The sequence below is a fragment of the Halomonas sp. AOP43-A1-21 genome (assembly GCF_052376775.1).
GTDB classification, from domain to species: Bacteria; Pseudomonadota; Gammaproteobacteria; order Pseudomonadales; family Halomonadaceae; genus Vreelandella; species Vreelandella colorata.
Map to the genome: position 1 here is coordinate 55,276 of NZ_JBQSWC010000015.1, position 19,675 is coordinate 74,950.

At 53.7% G+C, this 19,675-nt stretch carries 14 protein-coding genes; 7 read left to right on the forward strand and 7 right to left on the reverse strand.

Translation table 11 applies throughout. The annotated features are described in order from the left end of the window. Nucleotides 1-40: 40 nt before the first annotated feature. Nucleotides 41-619, forward strand: a complete 579-nt coding sequence (locus ACT3R7_RS10175; protein ID WP_193091673.1) for a hypoxanthine-guanine phosphoribosyltransferase — start codon at nucleotides 41-43, stop codon at nucleotides 617-619. A 26-nt stretch (nucleotides 620-645) separates the two neighbouring features. On the opposite strand, the gene ppsR is transcribed toward ACT3R7_RS10175, so the two are convergent. After that, the gene (gene ppsR, locus ACT3R7_RS10180; RefSeq protein WP_192538260.1) at nucleotides 646-1,479 is read right to left on the reverse strand and encodes a posphoenolpyruvate synthetase regulatory kinase/phosphorylase PpsR; all 834 of its coding nucleotides are present in this window, start codon (nucleotides 1,477-1,479) and stop codon (nucleotides 646-648) included. Nucleotides 1,480-1,708: 229 nt separating this feature from the next. Here ppsR and ppsA point away from each other — a divergent pair, with 229 nt between their 5' ends. After that, on the forward strand, nucleotides 1,709-4,084 hold the full coding sequence (gene ppsA, locus ACT3R7_RS10185) for a phosphoenolpyruvate synthase (protein ID WP_193091672.1): 2,376 nt from the start codon (nucleotides 1,709-1,711) through the stop codon (nucleotides 4,082-4,084). A gap of 119 nt (nucleotides 4,085-4,203) precedes the next feature. Further along, nucleotides 4,204-5,994: a gamma-glutamyltransferase gene (gene ggt / locus ACT3R7_RS10190; protein WP_417421984.1), complete on the forward strand. Its 1,791-nt coding sequence runs from the start codon at nucleotides 4,204-4,206 to the stop codon at nucleotides 5,992-5,994. A gap of 55 nt (nucleotides 5,995-6,049) precedes the next feature. Here ggt and ACT3R7_RS10195 read toward each other — a convergent pair whose 3' ends face one another. Both ACT3R7_RS10195 and acnB read right to left on the reverse strand, forming a co-directional pair. Continuing rightward, entirely contained in the window at nucleotides 6,050-7,936 is a 1,887-nt protein-coding gene (locus tag ACT3R7_RS10195; protein WP_193091670.1) for a glycerophosphodiester phosphodiesterase family protein, read from the reverse strand. A gap of 190 nt (nucleotides 7,937-8,126) precedes the next feature. Then, nucleotides 8,127-10,730: a bifunctional aconitate hydratase 2/2-methylisocitrate dehydratase gene (acnB, locus tag ACT3R7_RS10200; RefSeq protein WP_417421982.1), complete on the reverse strand. Its 2,604-nt coding sequence runs from the start codon at nucleotides 10,728-10,730 to the stop codon at nucleotides 8,127-8,129. A gap of 541 nt (nucleotides 10,731-11,271) precedes the next feature. Here acnB and ACT3R7_RS10205 point away from each other — a divergent pair. Further along, entirely contained in the window at nucleotides 11,272-11,928 is a 657-nt protein-coding gene (locus tag ACT3R7_RS10205) for a MiaE family protein (protein ID WP_192538255.1), read from the forward strand. Nucleotides 11,929-11,958: 30 nt separating this feature from the next. Beyond that, nucleotides 11,959-15,858, forward strand: a complete 3,900-nt coding sequence (locus tag ACT3R7_RS10210; RefSeq protein WP_193091667.1) for an ATP-binding protein — start codon at nucleotides 11,959-11,961, stop codon at nucleotides 15,856-15,858. A gap of 9 nt (nucleotides 15,859-15,867) precedes the next feature. Here ACT3R7_RS10210 and ACT3R7_RS10215 read toward each other — a convergent pair whose 3' ends face one another. The 4 genes from ACT3R7_RS10215 to queC are packed head-to-tail and all read right to left on the reverse strand — an operon-like array spanning nucleotide 15,868 to nucleotide 18,339. Then, a complete protein-coding gene (locus tag ACT3R7_RS10215; protein ID WP_193091666.1) occupies nucleotides 15,868-16,152 on the reverse strand; it encodes a YkgJ family cysteine cluster protein in 285 nt (94 codons plus the stop codon). Continuing rightward, the gene (locus ACT3R7_RS10220) at nucleotides 16,149-16,982 is read right to left on the reverse strand and encodes a 6-pyruvoyl trahydropterin synthase family protein (protein ID WP_193091665.1); all 834 of its coding nucleotides are present in this window, start codon (nucleotides 16,980-16,982) and stop codon (nucleotides 16,149-16,151) included. The genes ACT3R7_RS10215 and ACT3R7_RS10220 overlap by 4 nt, the downstream gene beginning before the upstream one ends. Beyond that, a complete protein-coding gene (gene queE / locus ACT3R7_RS10225) occupies nucleotides 16,982-17,626 on the reverse strand; it encodes a 7-carboxy-7-deazaguanine synthase (protein WP_193091664.1) in 645 nt (214 codons plus the stop codon). The genes ACT3R7_RS10220 and queE overlap by 1 nt, the downstream gene beginning before the upstream one ends. Beyond that, the gene (gene queC, locus ACT3R7_RS10230) at nucleotides 17,626-18,339 is read right to left on the reverse strand and encodes a 7-cyano-7-deazaguanine synthase QueC (protein WP_192538251.1); all 714 of its coding nucleotides are present in this window, start codon (nucleotides 18,337-18,339) and stop codon (nucleotides 17,626-17,628) included. The genes queE and queC overlap by 1 nt, the downstream gene beginning before the upstream one ends. A gap of 244 nt (nucleotides 18,340-18,583) precedes the next feature. On the opposite strand from queC, the gene ACT3R7_RS10235 reads away from it, so the two are divergent. Both ACT3R7_RS10235 and ACT3R7_RS10240 read left to right on the forward strand, forming a co-directional pair. Continuing rightward, on the forward strand, nucleotides 18,584-19,000 hold the full coding sequence (locus tag ACT3R7_RS10235) for an SRPBCC family protein (protein WP_192538250.1): 417 nt from the start codon (nucleotides 18,584-18,586) through the stop codon (nucleotides 18,998-19,000). Continuing rightward, nucleotides 18,993-19,658 (forward strand): VTT domain-containing protein, encoded by a 666-nt coding sequence (locus tag ACT3R7_RS10240; RefSeq protein ID WP_193091663.1) that lies wholly within the window; start codon nucleotides 18,993-18,995, stop codon nucleotides 19,656-19,658. Before ACT3R7_RS10235 ends, ACT3R7_RS10240 begins: the two co-directional genes overlap by 8 nt. The last annotated feature ends 17 nt before the right edge of the window (nucleotides 19,659-19,675 follow it).

A 19,675-nucleotide genomic window follows, 5' to 3' on the forward strand; every position in this document is an offset into this window, starting at 1 on the left:
TTTCTTTTCGTAATACTGCTACTTTTTGGGGAGTAACCCAATGTCTAAACTGGATAAAGAGGCCCTTGAGTCGCTGGACTCGATGCGCCAGCTCATGGATACCGCCGACTGTTTGATTTCCCAGCAGCAGGTTGAGCGCGCTCTAGATCGCATGGCCGAAGCGATCACCAAGGATTTAGGCGATAAGCTGCCGGTTTTTTATTGTGTTATGAACGGTGGATTAATCACAACCGGCCATTTGCTGACCCGCTTGGGCTTTCCGCTGGAAGTCGACTACCTACACGCTACGCGTTACCGCAACGAGCTGCGTGGCGGCGAGCTTTTTTGGCGCGTGTCGCCTGAAGTACCGATGGCTGGACGGCATGTAGTGATCGTGGATGACATTCTGGATGAAGGGTCGACGCTCGCCGCGATACTTGGCTATTGCAAAGAAGCCCAGGCTGCCAGCGTGACGACGGCGGTACTGGTGGATAAGCAGCATGATCGAAAAGCGGTGCCGGGCTTGAAAGCTGATTACTGCAGCTTAGAAGTCGCGGACCGCTATGTCTTTGGTTTCGGGATGGATTACAAAGGCTACTGGCGTAACGCCCCGGGTATCTTCGCCCCTAAAGGAATGTAGTTGTAACTGTGTTATTCAATGTCGGCTTAGCGAGGGGAGAAACGCCGCGCTAAGCCGGTCTCTGCAATCATCCGTGTCGAGATTTCTTCCACAGAAAAGCGCGTCGCATCGATAAACGGGATATGCATAATCCGGTAAAGCGCTTCGGCCTGTTCGACTTCCTGCAAACACTGATCCATTGAGCTATAGCGGCTGTTCGGCCGACGTTCATTGCGTATGGCGGATAGCCTGCGGGCATCGATAGTTAAACCAAACAGCTTGCGCCGGTGTGGTGCTAATGCCTTGGGCAGCTTGAGCGTGCCGTCTTCGTCAAGGTCGTCCTCGGTAAGCGGGTAGTTAGCCGCTCGAATGCCAAACTGAAGCGCCAAATAAAGCGACGTGGGCGTTTTTCCGCAGCGCGATACGCCTACCAGAATAATATCGGCTTTATCGTATTGGTGCGTGCGGGCGCCATCGTCGTTATCAAGTGCGAAGTGCACCGAATGAATCCGGTCCATATACACATCGTCACTGCCAATCGAGTGGGTTCTGCCTACGCTGTAAGACGAATGAGTACCTAACTCCTGCTCCAATGGTTTCAAAAAGGTAGAAAAAATATCCACCTTGAAGCCCGGAGCTTTGCGAATCACATCACGTATTTGCTGATCAACAATGGTGTCGATAATAATTGGCTGCTGACCATCGCGGGCCGCAGTGGATTCAATAATCTGAGCAAGCGCTTCGGCTTTTTCAAGCGTATCGATATAAGGCTTGGTCAGCATGTTGATTTCAACATCGCTGAACTGGGCCAACAGGCTTCGGCCCAAGCTTTCGGCCGTAATGCCGGTGCCATCAGAAATAAAAAAAGCTGTCCGCTTCATAAACACGTCCGCCAATCAATAATCGGGTTGCTATTGTGTGCCGAGCATTCGTTAAGCACAACGTCCCTGGCCACTACATAAATCGACCATATTCGCGTTTTGTTGTAAAAATCCTCCACTCCCTTCGCTATTAGACCAATGGCGAATAGGTTGGCACGGTGATAGGGTGACATGGTCAATGATTAGCGGTCTAAAAGATTGCATCAACGTCTTAAAGCGAGGGGGTTGCGTGGAAGAGTACATTCTGTGGTTCGATCAGCTAGGTATGGCGGACGTCGAACGCGTGGGTGGTAAGAATGCCTCGCTTGGCGAGATGATTTCCAACTTGTCAGGTGTAGGGGTAACCGTACCTGGTGGGTTTGCCACTACTGCTCACGCTTATCGTGAGTTTCTCTCGCATGAAGGGCTCAATGAGCGCATTAACAGCACCTTGGCGCGCCTGGACGTTGATGATGTTAACGCACTGGCTGAAGCCGGTCGCAATATCCGCCAGTGGGTCATTGATACACCGCTGCCGCCCGCGTTTGAAAGCGCACTGCGCCAAGCTTATACGCAGCTGCAGGAGCAACATCCTCAGTTAAAAGTGGCGGTACGCAGCTCGGCGACTGCTGAAGATCTTCCAGATGCCTCCTTTGCTGGTCAGCAGGAAACCTTTCTGAACATTGAAGGTTTCGACAATATTAAGCGCGCTGTTCATGAAGTATTCGCGTCGCTGTTTAATGACCGTGCAATTTCTTACCGCGTTCACCGCGGCTACGCCCATGAAAACGTCGCACTGTCGGCGGGCGTTCAAAAAATGGTGCGTTCTGAAACGGGTGCCTCAGGGGTTATGTTCACCCTGGATACTGAGTCGGGTTACCGCGATGCCGTGTTCGTTACCGCCTCGTGGGGGCTAGGCGAAACCGTCGTGCAGGGAGCCGTTAACCCTGACGAATTTTATGTCCATAAGGGCACCCTGGCAGCTGGCCGCCCGGCGGTTCTGCGCCGTAACTTGGGTTCCAAGTTAATCAAGATGATCTACGGCCAGGAAACCAGTGCTGGGAAGTCCGTTGAAACCGTTGATGTGCCGCTTAACCAGCGCGGCTGCTTCTGCATAAACGATCAGCAAGTGATGGATCTTGCCCGTCAGGCCGTCACAATTGAGCAACATTACCAGCGTCCGATGGATATTGAGTGGGCGCTCGATGGTGATGATGGCGAACTTTACATCGTTCAGGCGCGTCCTGAGACGGTAGTTTCACAGCAGGAAGGCGGCAAATTAGAGCGTTTTCAGCTGCGCGAGAAGGGGCGTACGCTGATTACCGGCCGGGCGATCGGTCAGCGCATTGGTCGTGGTACGGTAAAAGTAGTCATGAGCCCCGAAGAGATGGATAAGGTGCTAGACGGTGATATTCTGGTAACCGACATGACCGATCCAGACTGGGAGCCTATTATGAAGCGGGCTTCTGCCATCGTCACCAATCGCGGTGGGCGTACCTGCCACGCGGCGATTATTGCCCGCGAGCTAGGCATACCTGCGGTGGTTGGCTGTGGTGATGCAACGCAACAGCTTAGAGAAGGCATGGATGTCACCGTTTCCTGTGCTGAAGGTGATACGGGGCACGTTTACGAAGGGCTACTGGATTTTGACTGCAAAGTATCAAGCGTCGATGCTATGCCTGAAATCCCGTTCAAAATCATGATGAACGTGGGCAACCCTGATCGCGCGTTTGGGTTTTCAAGTCTACCTAACGCTGGCGTAGGGCTTGCCCGTCTAGAGTTCATTATTAATCGTATGATTGGCGTTCATCCTAAGGCGCTACTGGATTATGCAACGCTACCCGCTGACCTGCAGCAGGTGATTGATCTGCGCACGTCTGGCTATGCCGACCCGGTGACCTTCTACGTGGACAAGCTGGTGGAAGGGATTTCTACGCTGGCGGCAGCGTTCTATCCTCAGCGAGTCATTGTGCGGCTGTCTGATTTTAAATCAAATGAGTACGAGAACTTAATTGGCGGCAAGCTTTATGAGCCGGGTGAAGAAAATCCCATGCTGGGCTTCCGTGGTGCTTCGCGCTACATTTCGGATTCGTTCCGTCCCTGTTTTGAGCTTGAGTGTCGCGCATTGAAATACGTGCGTGAGGAAATGGGGTTCGATAACATCGAAATCATGGTGCCGTTCGTACGCACCACGGATGAAGCTAAAGAGGTCGTTGATCTATTAGCGGCCAATGGTTTAGCGCGCGGTGGTGATAGTGGCCTGAAAGTTATCATGATGTGTGAGTTGCCGGCCAATGCGCTGCTTGCTGACGAATTCCTCGAATATTTCGACGGTTTCTCGATTGGCTCTAACGACCTGACACAGCTAACGCTGGGGCTGGATCGTGACTCGGGTATCGTGGCGCATCTATTTGATGAGCGTAATGCCGCTGTTAAAAAGTTGCTGGCAATGGCGATTCAAGCCTGTAAGGCGCAAGGTAAATATGTTGGTATCTGCGGTCAGGGGCCTTCGGATCACCCTGAGCTGGCTAAGTGGCTGATGGAGCAAGGAATCGATTCTGTTTCCTTAAACCCAGACGCAGTGCTTGAAACGTGGTTCATGCTGGCAGGCGAAACGATTAGCTAGTGCTGAACAGCGAGCCAGTAATTTTGTGCCCGGCCATTGTGCCGGGCACATGCGTTTTATAGGCTACGCTTTGGTTTGGTTATTGCCTTGATATTTCTAAGACGCAAGAGGGTGCTGTAATGTCCCCAGTAAAGGTTAATGTAGCGCTATCAGGATTGTTGTTAGTGCCGCTGTATAGCTTTGGGTTTAGCTATGAAACGCCATCAGTGACCCCAGAAGTCGGGTCGGGCTATGAGGAGAAGCCCGGTTGGTCGGCTGCGTCATTCGCTGTCGCGGCGGCTAATCCGCTGGCCACTGATGCGGGTTATCAAGTGCTCGCCAATGGCGGTAATGCCGTTGACGCGGCCATTGCCGTGCAGATGGTATTAACACTTGTGGAACCACAGTCCAGCGGTATTGGCGGCGGTGCCTTTTTAATGCATTACGACGGTTCTGATGTTCAGGCCTACGATGGCCGCGAAACGGCGCCCGCGGCGGTAACCGGTGAGCTGTTCATGCAAGACGGCGAGCCGCTGCCTTTTATGGATGCCGTGGCGAGCGGGCTTTCAGTCGGCGTGCCGGGAACGGTGCGAATGCTGGAGCAGGCACATAAAGAGCATGGCCAATTAGCTTGGGAAGAACTGTTTGTACCTGCGATTACGCTTGCTGAAGAAGGCTTTGCCGTTAGCCAGCGTTTGCATACCAGTCTTACAAGCGATGAAGCGTTAAAAAACGATCCACTAGCCGGACAGTTTTACTATAACGCAGACGGTGAACCGCTAGCCGTTGGCGATACCCTGAAAAACCCAGCGCTAGCCGAAATACTGCGCCGTATTGCTTCCCAGGGAAGTGCCGCGCTTTATGAGGGTGAGATTGCCGAAGATTTAGTCAACCGCGTGCAGAGCCATGATGTTCGCCCAGGCAGCATGACACTGGAGGATATTCAGGATTACCAGGCGGTTGAGCGAGACCCGCTGTGTACCCCTTGGCAGCAGTGGGAGGTATGCGGCTTTCCACCACCGTCCTCAGGGCACATTACTATCATGCAAATACTTGGCATGTTGGATCAGCGGCCTCTGCTGGAAGCGCCCTTGGATGACGGCGTATCAAGCAGTGGTTGGCTGCATCAGTTTCTCGAGGCCTCGCGGCTGGCGTTTGCCGATCGAGGTCGCTATATCGCCGACCCTGACTTTGTCGAAGCGCCAGGCGGGGACTGGACTTTGATGCTGGCGCCGGATTACCTGGCTTCACGCAGCGAGCTAATTGGTGACACCAGCATGGGTGACAGCGCGCAGCCGGGCAACCCAGGCGAGCAAAACGTTAGTTGGGCTTCTCAGCCAACGCAGCCCGAGTATGGGACCAGCCATATCAGTATCATCGATGGCGAGGGCAACGCAATTGCCATGACGACTTCCATTGAGCAGGCGTTTGGCTCGCGCATTATGGCCGATGGCGGGACTGGTTTACCGGGCGGTTATTTGCTTAACAATGAACTCACGGACTTTTCTTTTGTACCCGAAGTAGACGGTGAGCCGGTTGCCAACCGCGTTGAACCGGGCAAACGCCCACGTTCGAGCATGAGTCCTACGCTGGTGTTTGACGGAGAGACGGGCGAATTGGTGGCGAGCCTTGGGTCGCCAGGCGGTGCTGCGATTATTCACTATACGGCACGTACCCTAGTCGCCATGCGTGATTGGGGCATGAATGCCCAAGAGGCGCTTAATCTGCCCCATGCCATTACCACCGGTGGCGATGTCTATCTCGAAGAGGGCCGCTTCCCCGATGCAACCAAGCAGGCGCTTGAGGCGTATGGTCACACGATAAGTGAACGTGAACTCACTAGCGGCCTACAGGCAATCCGCCGTCTTGAAGACGGTACGCTGTTTGGTGGAGCAGACCCGCGCCGTGAAGGCGTCGTAATGGGCGACTAATTTATTGCCCTTATCAGTGACGTGCAAAAACAGGCAGTTTAGCCCGTCTTGCGCGTCACTGACGCAGCCAATTACGCAGTTTCACTAGCAGCAACGACCCATCACTTAGCGCTTGGCGCTCCTCAATAAGCTCACGTAGGCGGCTTGGGTGATCCGTAATGATAGCGTCAACGCCTAAATCAATTAGCGTTGACATGCGGGCACGGTCGTTCACCGTCCAGGCGTGTATTTCATAGCCATAAAGCGCTGCCAGACGCACTTCCTCTTCACTAATGCGGTTATGGCGAAGCCCTAATGCATCGAAGCTGCGCCTGTCTAATGTGCCGGGCAGAATCAGCTGGGCAAGCAGCGTGACACGCAGTTCAGGAACGTAATCTTTTATATACGTGACCAGCGTAGGTGATACGGTGGCAACCCGCATATCTCTGAGCGCATCAGGAAAGCCACACTGCCCATAAGCAGCTAAAGGATTGTTGCTTGCAGCCCAGCACGCGTAACGGAAATCCGTTTCTGATCGTAGCTGCTCAATTACAGCGTTAGCGAGCGCCTGCTCTTGGCCGGGCAATGACTTCATATCAATCATTAATCCGGCTTTACCCCGTACGTGGTCCAGGACTTCTTCAAGGCTTGCTATGGGTTCATTTTGAAAGGCATCCCCGAACCAGCTGCCTATATCATATTGGCTAAGTTCCTCGCGAGTCAGATCGCCAAATTCGCGATCATCACCGGTTAATCTTGCTAGGCTGCGATCATGGTAAATCATGACCTGCTCATCGGCCGTCAGGCGTACATCCAGCTCAACATAATCGGCCTTGTCAATCAGGGCCTGATCCACGGCCGCCAGGGTGTTTTCGGGCGCTACCATGGAGCTGCCGCGGTGAGCGATCACCTCGACGTTATCGCGTAGTTCGAAGCTATTTAAAATCCACCAGGCCTGTAAGCCAGCAAAGAGCAGAACGCTAAGCTCCACAGCCCAAGCGAAACGGCCAGGGCTGGCGCTTTCGGGTGGGGGCGCTGGGCGCATCTCACGGTGAGCTAACTGAAGGTACAAACAGGCGCAAAGCAGCGCGTTGGCCACAATGCCGATAAAAGTGATCGCCAGGGTTAACAGCAGATAGCCGGTCAAATAGGCAAACATGGCCGGGATCAAAAACGCGTTATGTTCGGGTAACCACCAGAGCAACGGTGTTACCAGCGTGTCAAACGCGATGGTCGTGACAATAGGTAGCGCAATAATAAGCAGTAGCAGGGTAAGTACGGCGGCGCCTATCGAGCGGTGCCATCCGCGCGTCAAATACACGCTGCGCTTTAGAGCGTGTAGCGGGTGGCAGTTTTCCAGGGCTACCAGAGGGAGCGCCAGCAGCCAGCGTAAATAAAGCCAGGCGGCTAACCCCATCCAGGTAAACACAAGCGGAAGGGCACAGGCGATAAAGTACCAGAGCACAGGCGGCTTTACGCGCTGTAGGTAGTAAGGGTCAATGCCGCTTAGCCAAACGTCATAAAGCCAGGCGAGGCCCGCCATAAAGGGTGCCAGCAGCAGCAGATGCGTACCTACCTGAAGGACAACCAGCCCAGCAAGTGCAGGCACGCGGCGAAAGCTTAGCCAGAGTGCCTCAAAGGCAAGCCGGTAATGATTACCGCGCGGGCGCACGGCGACCTGCAGCATGCCTGCCTGTTGCCAGTAAATGATCAAAAACGTAAAGCCCAGACCTACCAGCATGCCAGCAAGACCCAAGGGGCTGAATATCAGGCTGATCAACTCATCGTTGGTGACGACCGTGCGCTTTAACTGGGCAAGCATGCCCTGAGTTATCCATCCAATTAAGGGTAATAACAAAGCTGAGGCTAGTAGCGTAAAAAACAGATGATAGGCGATCAAGGGCCGCAGATGGTCACGCAGTGTTTTTAGTAAGGCGGAGCCAAGGTGGGTCAGTGGCTGCATTGTCTTTTTAAATCATTAGGATGATTCCACAGATTGGCAGTATCTGGGGGCGCTCGCAAGTGGCTACTCAAGGTATTGAGTATAAAAAAACGCCCCACAACTATGTATCGTGTGGGGCGTTCGGTCATCGACTCAGAAGTAATGAATCGTCATCTCTTCTGTGATGTTGCGAGCATCGGCGATAGAGTGGTTACGCTTCTTGAGCAACCGGGATCACGTTTGAGGCAATCTTCTGATATTCCTCAATTTCGTGGAAGTTCATGTAACGATAGATCTCTCCCGCCATGGCGTCAAATTCACTCATGTAACGCTGATACTCTTCAACGCTTGGCAGGCGACCTTCAACCGCAGCAACGGCGGCTAGTTCCGCTGAGGCGAGGTACACGTTGGCACCATCACCTAAACGGTTCGGGAAGTTACGTGTAGACGTAGACACTACGGTGCTTTTTGCCGCAACGCGCGCCTGGTTACCCATACACAGTGAACATCCCGGCATTTCCATACGCGCACCGGCACGACCATAAATGCCGTAGTAGCCCTCTTCGGTCAACTGGTGCTGGTCCATTTTGGTCGGCGGTGCCAGCCACAGGCGAGTTTTCAGGCTGCCTGCAGGCTGCTTTTCAAGAAGTTTACCTGCTGCGCGGAAGTGACCAATGTTGGTCATGCACGAGCCGATAAAGACTTCGTCAATTTTTTCGCCGGCTACATCAGAGAGCAAGCGAGCGTCGTCAGGATCGTTAGGCGCGCAAAGTACCGGCTCTTTGATCTCGGACAGATCAATTTCGATCACTTCGGCGTATTCAGCGTCGGCATCGGCGCGCATCAGGCTCGGGTTAGCAAGCCATGCTTCCATGCCTTCGATACGACGACTAATCGTACGTTCATCGCCGTAGCCGTTGGCAATCATCCACTTGAGCAGGGTGATGTTGGATTTCAGGTACTCAGTGACGCTCTCATCCGACAGCGTAATGGTACAGCCCGCGGCAGAGCGCTCGGCAGAGGCATCGGAAAGTTCGAACGCCTGCTCGACCGTCAGGTCTTCAAGGCCTTCGATTTCCAGTACGCGGCCAGAGAACGCATTCTTCTTGTTGGCTTTATCAACCGTCAGAAGGCCCTGCTTAATACCGTAAAGCGGAATGGCGTGAACCAGGTCGCGCAGGGTAACGCCAGGCTGGCGCTTGCCTTTAAAGCGAACCAGTACGGATTCCGGCATATCCAGCGGCATAACGCCGGTAGCGGCTGCGAACGCAACCAGGCCAGAACCGGCCGGGAACGAGATACCCAGCGGGAAACGGGTGTGCGAGTCGCCACCGGTGCCCACTGTGTCAGGCAGCAGCATACGGTTCAGCCAGCTGTGGATGATACCGTCGCCAGGACGCAGCGATACACCACCACGGTTCATGATGAAGTCAGGCAGGGTGTGGTGAGTGTCCACGTCAACCGGCTTGGGATAAGCGGCAGTGTGACAGAACGACTGCATGACCAAGTCAGCCTGGAAGCCTAAACAAGCCAGATCTTTCAGTTCGTCACGGGTCATCGGGCCCGTGGTGTCCTGAGAGCCGACCGTGGACATTTTAGGTTCGCAGTACATACCCGGACGAACGCCTTCCAGGCCGCACGCCTTGCCGACCATTTTCTGCGCCAGGGTAAAGCCTTTGCCGGTGTCCTTGGGCTGGTCGGGCAGACGGAATACGTCAGACGCTTCCAAACCTAAAGACTCGCGTGCTTTGCCCGTAAGGCCGCGGCCGATAATCAACGGAATACGGCCGCCAGCACGTACTTCATCCAGAATCAGCTGGGTCTTCAGTTCAAAGGTGGTGATTACTTCGTCGGTGCCGTGCTTGCATACTTTGCCTGCATAGGGGTAAACGTCGATCACATCGCCCATTGCCAGCTTGGTGACGTCCAGCTCAACCGGAAGCGCACCGGAATCTTCCATGGTGTTGAAGAAGATCGGAGCAATCTTGCTGCCAAAGCAGAAGCCGCCAGCGCGCTTGTTGGGAACGTAAGGGATGTCGTCACCAAAGAACCACAGCACAGAGTTGGTGGCTGATTTGCGTGAAGAACCGGTACCCACTACGTCACCAACGTAAGCGACCGGGAAGCCCTTGGCTTTAACTTCTTCAATCTGCTTGAGCGGGCCCATGGAGCCGGGTACTTCAGGCACAATGCCGTCACGCTCGTTTTTGAGCATGGCATTGGCGTGCAAAGGGATATCCGGGCGCGACCAGGCATCGGGGGCTGGTGACAGGTCATCGGTGTTGGTCTCACCCGGTACCTTGAAGACGGTCAGGGTGATCTTTTCTTCCAAAGCAGGCTTGGAAAGGAACCACTCTGCTTCAGCCCAGGACTGAATAACGTCCTTGGCAACGCTGTTGCCATTTTTGGCGCGCTCTTCGACATCGTGGAAGGCGTCAAACATCAGCAGGGTGTGCTTGAGCTGTTCGCCGGCTTCGCGGGCAAGCTCTTCGTTATCCAGAAGCTCGACCATGGAAACGATGTTGTAACCGCCTTGCATCGTACCCAGCAGCTTGACTGCATGGATTTTATCGATCAGCGGCGAGGAAGCTTCGCATTTGGCGATAGCGGTAAGAAAGCCCGCTTTTACATAAGCGGCTTCATCAACACCCGGCGGAACCCGGTTGGTAATCAGGTCAAGGATGAATTCTTCTTCACCGGCCGGAGGGGTTTTCAAAAGCTCAATCAAGGCGGCAACTTGCTCGGCGTTTAAAGGCTTGGCGGGTACGCCCTCGGCGGCGCGTTCCTCGACATGTTGGCGATATGCTTCAAGCACGTTGGGGCCCTCTCATCTGCTTTATGGTGGCGAACACACACTTTCACGGTATTAAAGCGTGCGCTCGGACACATGACATACGCTTGACAAACAGCGTCTGGTTGGATGGCACAGATTCTACGGGAAACTGTCGACAATGTTAAGAAGAAGGGTTGGCAGGAATGTTGCACTTTATGTTGAGATTGTAATTAAGTATTTGATAATAATGGTATTTTAATATAATTGGCAGCTAAGGTAGCACCATTTTAGCTAAAAACGGTTCATCAATATGGCGATAAAGATGCGGTTGGCGTTACAGCGCGTTACCATAACCTACGCTTTAAAACGCTAAGTGTATTTTGCTCTTGGCCTGAAAAAAGCCTGATTATGTAACAGGCGTTATTTTTGATATTGGCTTTTTACTATACAAAAAGTATTACGTCGCGCTTACGTAGGTGATTTATTGGGTATACAAGTTTTAGTATATAGGTAATGAGATAGGTCAAACGCCCTCAGCGTTTATATGTTGTACAATAGTGAAATAAACGCTCGGAAGAATGTTATGTCGATACAACTTGGTGTGTTAGAAACAGCTGATCATATTGTGCAAGCAGATGATCTGCTCCCCAAAAGCCTTAACGAATTTCTTGCCTGTCAAACGCCTGACAGCTGGCTTCAGTGGGCAATGATTAATCCAGAAATCTTGCTTATTGATCACGCTCAATGTGAGAAAAAAGCGGCCTCGACTGCGATGAGCTTGTTGTATCGCTATGTAGATCAGCCCCTTTTATTAAGCAAAATGTCACAGCTGGCACGCGAAGAACTTCTGCATTTTGAGCAGGTGGTCGGCTTGATGGAACAGCGTGGCGTGAAATACCGGCATTTAACGGCCTCGCGTTATGCTGAAGGTTTACGGCGCCATGTGCGCAGTAATGATCCCGAGCGCTTGATTGACGTGTTGATTATTGGGGCGTTAATCGAAGCGCGTAGCTGTGAGCGCTTCGCGCGATTAATCCCGTACTTGGATGAAGAACTAGCCAAATTCTACCGTACATTGGTGAAGTCTGAAGGGCGCCATTTTGAAGACTATCTCTTGCTTGCTCGGCAGCAAACAAAGGATTTAATTGATGAAAGAATCGCTTTTTTTGTCGCCCAAGAAGCAGAGCTGGTAACGTCACCCGATACGGCTTTTCGTTTTCATAGCGGTGTGCCTGCTTAACGCACCGCTAGCCCAGGCAGGATATGTATCATGCACGATGCTCGTGAGTCTGATCAGCTAATCCTCTTTGGTCATTTTTCCCTTTCCCAGGGTGATGATGTGCTGACCCACTTTAGCTATGACAAAGTCAAAGCATTGTTGGTGTATTTGTTGCTTCATCGTCAGCCGGTTAATCGCGCGGTTCTGGCTGAGCTGCTTTGGCCTGATCAGGGGCTTTCGTCTGGACGAACCAACTTACGTCATGCGCTGCACTGTCTGCGCCATTCGTTAGGTAGTAACGCTGAGCAGATACTGAACGTTTCGCGGCAAACTATTGCGTTCCAGCTGCCAGCCTCTTGGCGGGTTGATTTGCATGAGCTGCAACAGTTGCTGGAAGGACCTCGAGATTTAGCGACGCTGGAAGCGCTACTAACCTGCTATCAGGGGGATCTAGTAGAGGAACTTCAGCTGGCCAACTGTAGCGAATTTCAGCGTTGGCTCGTGCAGGTACGCAACGAATGGCGCCAGCGTGTCATTCGGTTTGCGGAGCAGGTGTTGGAGGCTCATGAAGGCGTGCCGGATACCATGCTTGAAGGCTTGGTTAGCCGTTTTTCGGGATATGCGCCGTTTCATGAGCGCTGGGTACGTCAACTTGCTGAGCAGAATCAAATTGCCGCTGCGCATGAACAGTACAACGGCTATTTGCAGCTCTTGGCACTTTCCGGGCAGCAGCCTGAACCCAGTTTTTTACAATTAGCCAGCTATTGGTCAGATGGATCACACGACCCACGCGCCATGAGCCCTCAAGGGGCTTTTTCTCGCGTATTGGCGGCGGACAGCAAACCTCTGCGTGATGATGAAATTGAGCTTCGCCAGCTTTCCGTAATGGCGATTCGTCTACGCCTGCGAGGCGACTGGCAGGAGCGCACGGCAACACGCAACTGCTTGGCATTGCAGCTGGAATTATTGCGCTGGCTTGAACAACAGTGCCATCACCTGGGCGGCTTTTGGCTACCTGGTGCGACCGGAGGGTTAGGGCTTGCCTGTTTTGGTACCCACGGCCCAGCGCATCAGCTTGCCGAGCTTGTAGCACTATACGAACACTGCCAGCAAGCGCTTCCTCAGGAGTCGGCACGCTATTGGGAAGGCGAGGGCGAGCCTCCCACCTTTGAGCTAGCGGCTGGATTAAATAGCGGACAGGTGGTCTATCTGCCCGAGCGCCAGCTAGCCGACCCTCTGGGCCAAGTGACTCAGGTGTCCCTGGAGCTGATGAGCGCCGCCGAAGGCAGTGAGCTGGTGATTTCCCAAGAAGCGAGCCAGCACATGCCGCCAGCACTTGATCTACAGCCTCGCCTGGTATCCCGCCTGGTGGCAAGCGATGGGCGCGTACGCTTACGCGCGCTGGTGCTAGGCCAGAATGAAGGCGGGCGGGATGCGTTACCGCCAAGCTTAGTGGGCCGCGAAACGTCACTGCGCACGCTTCGTGATGCGCTGGCCAGGGCCGGTATTGGTTTGCGTCAGAGTGTATTGGTACGTGGCGCTTCAGGCATGGGTAAATCTGCGTTAATGGTGGGCTTTCGTCAACTGGAGCTGAGCCGAGATGCGTCGATTTGCTGGCAGCCGACGACCCGATTATCGGTACTTGAGCCCTATGGCATGGCGCGTCATTTGGTGGCTTGGTATCTGGATGCGCCCCCTACGCTGGAAACCCTGACTAACCTGCAGGCAGCGCTGGGCCTAACGCAGGCCAATGAAAGTCGTCAACATTTGCTTGAGGAAGCGCTTGGGGTTCGTGATGTTCAGGAAGTGACCCAGCTTGCCCAAAATGGCGAGGCGGTGGAGTTGGTTGTGCAGCTACTTCACGGGTTGATCGATCATCAAACCCAGGAGCGCACGCTGGCATTGATGATTGATGATTTACAGTGGATCGATGAGCCTTCCTTTAAAGTGTTGGCAGGACTGCAGGCACGCCTGCCTATCAATACCGCCTTTATGCTGGTCGCAAGCCATCATGGGCGTGAACCATTGCCGGTCAAGCTGCATTGGGATCAGCAAATCAATCTGGGCAAGCTAGATGCTTTACAGTCATCGCGATTACTGTCCCAGCTGTCGCGACGTTACCGCATCCATTTAAGCCCACGGCTGCGCAATCAGGTTATTGAACGCTGCGATGGCGTTCCGCTTTATATGCAGGAAATTTGCCGACGTCTGGATATGGATCGCCGCGAAGGACGTAGCGTTCACTTCGATGAGCTACCCAAGGGGCTGCTTGGCCTATTGGCCAGCCGCATCGATCAGTTGGAGATAGATCGTGCGATTGCCCATGTGGCCGCAGTACTGGGTCGACGCTTTCGGTTGGATTTCCTGCTCGAATGCAGCGGTTGGGAGCACAGCCGGTTAGCGCAAGCGATTGAGCACATGCGCCAGTTAGAGATTATCGAACCCGTCAATAAGGAAGAAGGCGAGCAGGAGTATCAGTTTAGTCATCAGCTGCTGCAAGAGGCCGCCTATCTTTCCTGCCCACGCGATGTGCGCGTTAAGCTTCACCAGCAGGTCGTCACGCTTATCGAAGAGCGTTTTCCAATGTGGATTAGTCGCCACCCGGGCGATTTTGCAACCCACCTACGCAGAAGCGGGCATTATGCGCGTGGGGCGCGTTATTTTGAGCTGTCTGCACGTGAAGCACTGAAGGTAAGTGCCAACCGTACGGCGCTGCGTATGGCCGATGCCGGGTTAGCTAGCTTACGCCACGTCGAGCATCAAGTAGAGCGTGAGGTCAGTCTGCTCACGGTGCGTGGCCAAGCGGCGTTTGCTTTGGAAGGGCACGGTTCACCCATTGCTCATGAAAGCTTTGTGCGTGCCCGCGAGCTGCTGCGGGAGTCAGGGAGCGATATGCTGGATGACCCCGAAGAACTAGAGCAGGTGTTCCTGGTGAAGTGGGGTTTGTGGGTGGGGCGCAGCCAGCGCTATGCCCACGCGGATGCCTTTGCGCTGGCTTCTACTCTTACCGACATTGCCGAACGCCTAGAAGACCCACGTTATCGACGCCTAGCGGATTATGCGCGGGCGCAGTGTGAGTATTGGGCAGGGCGTATTCAGCAAGCTCACGACCATTTAGATGAGATTGATCCACTTAATGCCCAGATGATGATCGAGTGGCTGCCGTTCTCGGATCATCCCCAGGTCACCGCCGCCTGTTTTCAGGGTTGGACTCTTTGCTTGCGGGGGGATTACCAGCGTGCAGAGCGCCAAGTCTCGGCGGCGCTACGCTTGGCGGAAAAAATTGGTCATCCAGGTACTCTGGCCATGGCGCTGCTCTTCGCGGCCGCCTTATATAGGCAGCTTGGCCATGTGCACCTTGCGGCACGTCATGCCGAGCGCGCCGCGGCCATGACCGGTACGCCCGATTTACAGCTATGGCAAATTTCCGCGCAGGCCGTGATTGGCTGGCAACGTGCCTTGGCAGGTGATCAGAATGGCCTTATCCAGATTCGTGAAAGCCTGGATCAAATGACCGAGCTTAAAGGGCGCGACCGATATCAGCGGCCTTCTCTATGGTATATCGATGCCTGTATTGAGCTTGGGGAGCTGCAGGTCGCTGAAGACTATCTCGACCAGTGCCTGATTATCGCCCGTGATCGAACAACGCTATTTTTACCGGAACTTGCCACGCTACTGGCGAAAGTACGTCATCAGCTTGGTCATCCCGCCAACGAGGTTAAAGCGCTTGCCGAAATGGCAATTAACCAGTCGCGTGAGCATGGTAATCGGCATCAGGAATTAGAGGCATTGGAACTATGGCTGACACATATCGAGCCGAGCGATCTTCAAGCGAAAGAGGCCTTTAGGCATTTATTGAAGGATGTTAGCCACAGCGATGCGCCGGTGCTTGTGCGCTGGGTAAGCCTTCTTGATCGGCGTTTAACCCAGCCCGTGGGAATAGACGAGTAATCTGAGGCCTTAGCGTGTCTCGGCCTCAAGGTAGGCCAATGTGGCGAGCGCTTGATCGCGTTGCTCGCCACATATGCTGATATCAAAATGAAAGTTGCCGCAGACCTTGGGCCTGCTTGGATCATCAAACAGGCGGCATAAATTGTCGTCATCTAACTGAATGCAGCGCATCCCGGCGGGCTTGCCCTGAGGCATACCGGGAATCGCTGAGCTGATGGAAGGCGCGATACAGCATGCGCCACATCCCGCCCGGCAGCCTGCTGGCTGTTTTACAATGATATCGTCATTGCTCATGGAGCCGCTTCCGCAAACGCACCTTTATTAATGCCCTCGAATGCCTGCACACGGGTTGCCTGACCACTATCGTGAGCGATGCTTCGTGCCAGCCAAATAGCGATATTTTCAACCGTGGTGGGCCCTGGAAGGGCCGCGCAGCGGTTTATCGGCAGGCGAATGGAAAAAGCCCCCTGGGCGGCCTGGTAGCGGCAGGTTAAAAACTCATCATCCTGATGTTCAATATCGGCCTGTTCGAGCAGATACCGGTTATCCAGCCAGTTGGCCCAGTGTGTTTCTAACCCCGATTGACGCTTACCCGATTGCCAGATAGCAAGCCGTGAGCGGTGCCCATGGGCAATCCGCTGGCAGTTACCCAAGTGGCGTTTCAGGCCATGGCTATAGCCATAGGCTGCCCCGCTAATCGCCTCATCACTCAACGTCAGCGTGACGCGATCAACGTTGGCTGGGCGCTGCTCGGTTAGCGCGTGGCTTAAATACTTGGCTACCTGTTCAAGCGTAACGCTTTCCCAGGCAAGTAGGCTAAACGCTTCGGCAGGCCCGCGCACTTCCATGGGGTAGGGGGTCGTCGTGCGAATGCAAAGGCCTTCGTCACACTCGGTGACGGTAATGCCCGGCGCTTGGGTAGGAATCAGCAGCGTATGATCAAGCCCACCATCCAGGGTGCGCTTGATCCAGGGCTTTACTTCGCCAAAATCAAACAGCATGCCGTCTTCACCCAGCGCTCCTTCAAGCAGTGCGTCCACCTGCCAGCTACAGCCTACAAGCCCACGCTGAGGGCACCATAAAGACACATCGATATGGGTTAACTGATTTACAAATAAAGCCATTAGTCAAACCCTGCTATTTTGTGCATTTGAAGCGAAAGGCGCCACTGAGGATTGGCCATGCAATACTGTGTAGTACTGGCAATGGTATCGGCTTGCTGTCCCAGCGGGCTTACATCCATGGGTTGCAAAAAGAAATGGTCAAAAGCCAGGTGTTTAAACTGCTCAGGCGGTGCATCCACTTGCGGAAAGACCAGTTTCAATTCACTTCCCCCGCTAACTGCCAGTGCGTTATTGCCCTTTGGGCTCACGCATAGCCAATCAATGCCGGGGGGGGGCGGTAACGTGCCGTTGGTTTCAACGGCGATTTCAAAGCCTTCATCATGGAGCATGTCTATTAATGACGCATCCAGCTGGAGCAGTGGCTCTCCGCCGGTAAACACCACGTACGGTACGGCGTTTGAAGCGTCTCTTGGCCATAGCGCACGGATGTGAGCGGCTAAATCAGCCGCCGTTGTGAACCGCCCACCATTTTGCCCATCGGTGCCGATAAAATCCGTATCGCAGAACGTGCATTTTGCGGTGGCGCGATCAGCCTCACGCCCCGACCACAAATTACACCCGCTGAAGCGGCAAAAGACGCTCGCACGACCCGCTTGCGCTCCTTCACCCTGCAAGGTGTAGAAGGCTTCTTTGACGTGATACATCAGCGGCTTTCCTGGAGAATTTGAGGAGCGTAAGGCAGTGGGTCGACGGCATTGTTCGCCGTAAAGGCGTCCAGGCGTTCACGGCAGCTACCGCACTCACCGCAGGCCAGTTCGCGCCCTTCATAGCAGGTCCAGGTATGTTGATAGTCCAACCCCATGGCGAGGCCTTCACGCAAAATATCGGCTTTGGACGTGCGCAGGTAAGGGGCGTGCAGTGATACAGGCTCGAAGTTGGCAATGCCCGCAACACTGTTCATGGCATCGACAAACTCAGGCCGGCAATCGGGGTATAAAACGTGATCACCGCCATGGGCGCCATAATCTACACGACCTGCACCGATATTGACCGCCTTGGCAATCGCCAAGGACAACAGAATCATATTCCGGTTGGGGACAACGGTGGCACGTAAATTATCATCCGCGTAGTCACCCGTGGGCATAACTTGATCGGGATTGGTCAACGCTGAATTATCAATCAAACCGTGGATAGCTCGAATGTCCACGATTTGGTGGGGGATCGCCAGCTGTGTGCAAACACGTGCGGCGACATCTAGCTCGCGGGCATGGCGCTGTCCATAGTTGAATGACAGAGCATGAACATTCAAGCCTTCGCGGATCGCGCGATGGAGTACCGTGTAGGAATCCATGCCGCCAGAATAAATGACCACTGTGGAGGTCGGTAAAACAGAGGGGGTAGAAGAAGTGCTAGACATACTTGATACTCGTTGTCGGAGAATTTTTCGTGCAGCGCAAGCGCTGAACAAAGTGCCGGGGTCCGGTCCGGAAGGGCGGCAGTTTACGCAATGAGAGCGCATCTGACCAGCTCGAGTCCTGATGGCTGCTATTTTTATTCGATATTTTGGGCGTTTGACGTTGCAAGACAACTACCGCGAAACGTCAGTAGGACCCGGTTTGTGCAGCATGCTAAGCTCATATTTTAAGCGGTTAGAGGCAATCATGGCCACTATAGAACACAGTGAAATTGTTAATGCAGCGCCAGAGCGTGTGTTTGAGTTATTACGCCGAGTGGAAGATTTTGCAGATTATTCCGATTTAATACGCTCCATTGATACGCTGGGTGACAATCACTACCGCTGGCATGTACGTGCAGTGGGAATGGACTGGGCGTTTGAAGTGGCAGTGACCGAGATTCAGGCGCCATATGTACTTGCGTGGGAGTCGCTTAGCGGGGTAAAAAATCAGGGGCGTTATCAGCTACGTGAAGTGCCTGAAGGAACGCAGGTTTCATTAACACTCAGCTATGAAATAGGTAATCGGTTAATGGAAAAAGCCGTTAATAAGGCCGCTAAGCCGTTAGTGGGCAAGGTTAGCCGACAAATTCTGGAGCGCGTTGAGGCGCGACTGAATGCATAAAGCCTTAGGCTTTTACTGGCGCTTGGGCGTAGCGGTTGGGTGTATCGCTCTGGTGGCCTTTTTATGGTTTAGCTATTCACCGGATTTAATGACCGTAAAGCATAGCATGGCGCAATGGATGCACCATCCTGCGGTCATTGCCGGGGTGGTACTTATAATGGCGATCACGTTAGCCACTGGCTTGCCAGCGAGTATCGGTTTGTGGCTAATAGCGCCTTTTTACCCGCCCCTAATCGCTACTTGTCTGTTAACCCTGGGAAGTGTGGCGGGGGCGTTTGGTGGCTATCAATTGGCGGCACACACCAGCGCTGCATGGCAGCCGAAAGGATTGACCCTTAAAATAATGAAAACGCTTCAGGATAGAAGCGATCTACTCACTCAGTGCGCGCTGCGCATCCTGCCTGGCTTTCCTCATGCGATGATCAACTTTGCGGCTGGATTAAGCCGTATTCCGCTAACGGTTTTTCTACTCGCGGCGACCTTGGGCCTATCGGTTAAATGGGCGGTTTATAGCAGTGCTATATATGGGGCGATTGAAGCTATAGAGGAAGGAGACGCACTACAGTTTGACGTGCTGATGCCGCTTCTTGCATTAACGCTTCTGTTATTGGTTGGGGCCTGGTTCAAGCGCCGCTCGAGAGCAGCGCCCAAACGTTAAGTACAAACGTTAAGTGC

What these genes read in the sequence shown, in the direction of transcription:
- ACT3R7_RS10175 (WP_193091673.1), top strand. Translation starts at nt 41, where the DNA reads ATGTCTAAACTGGATAAAGAGGCCCTTGAGTCGCTGGACTCGATGCGC.
- ppsR (WP_192538260.1), bottom strand. Translation starts at nt 1,479, where the DNA reads ATGAAGCGGACAGCTTTTTTTATTTCTGATGGCACCGGCATTACGGCC.
- ggt (WP_417421984.1), top strand. Translation starts at nt 4,204, where the DNA reads ATGTCCCCAGTAAAGGTTAATGTAGCGCTATCAGGATTGTTGTTAGTG.
- ACT3R7_RS10195 (WP_193091670.1), bottom strand. Translation starts at nt 7,936, where the DNA reads ATGCAGCCACTGACCCACCTTGGCTCCGCCTTACTAAAAACACTGCGT.
- ACT3R7_RS10205 (WP_192538255.1), top strand. Translation starts at nt 11,272, where the DNA reads ATGTCGATACAACTTGGTGTGTTAGAAACAGCTGATCATATTGTGCAA.
- ACT3R7_RS10210 (WP_193091667.1), top strand. Translation starts at nt 11,959, where the DNA reads ATGCACGATGCTCGTGAGTCTGATCAGCTAATCCTCTTTGGTCATTTT.
- ACT3R7_RS10215 (WP_193091666.1), bottom strand. Translation starts at nt 16,152, where the DNA reads ATGAGCAATGACGATATCATTGTAAAACAGCCAGCAGGCTGCCGGGCG.
- ACT3R7_RS10220 (WP_193091665.1), bottom strand. Translation starts at nt 16,982, where the DNA reads ATGGCTTTATTTGTAAATCAGTTAACCCATATCGATGTGTCTTTATGG.
- queE (WP_193091664.1), bottom strand. Translation starts at nt 17,626, where the DNA reads ATGTATCACGTCAAAGAAGCCTTCTACACCTTGCAGGGTGAAGGAGCG.
- queC (WP_192538251.1), bottom strand. Translation starts at nt 18,339, where the DNA reads ATGTCTAGCACTTCTTCTACCCCCTCTGTTTTACCGACCTCCACAGTG.
- ACT3R7_RS10235 (WP_192538250.1), top strand. Translation starts at nt 18,584, where the DNA reads ATGGCCACTATAGAACACAGTGAAATTGTTAATGCAGCGCCAGAGCGT.
- ACT3R7_RS10240 (WP_193091663.1), top strand. Translation starts at nt 18,993, where the DNA reads ATGCATAAAGCCTTAGGCTTTTACTGGCGCTTGGGCGTAGCGGTTGGG.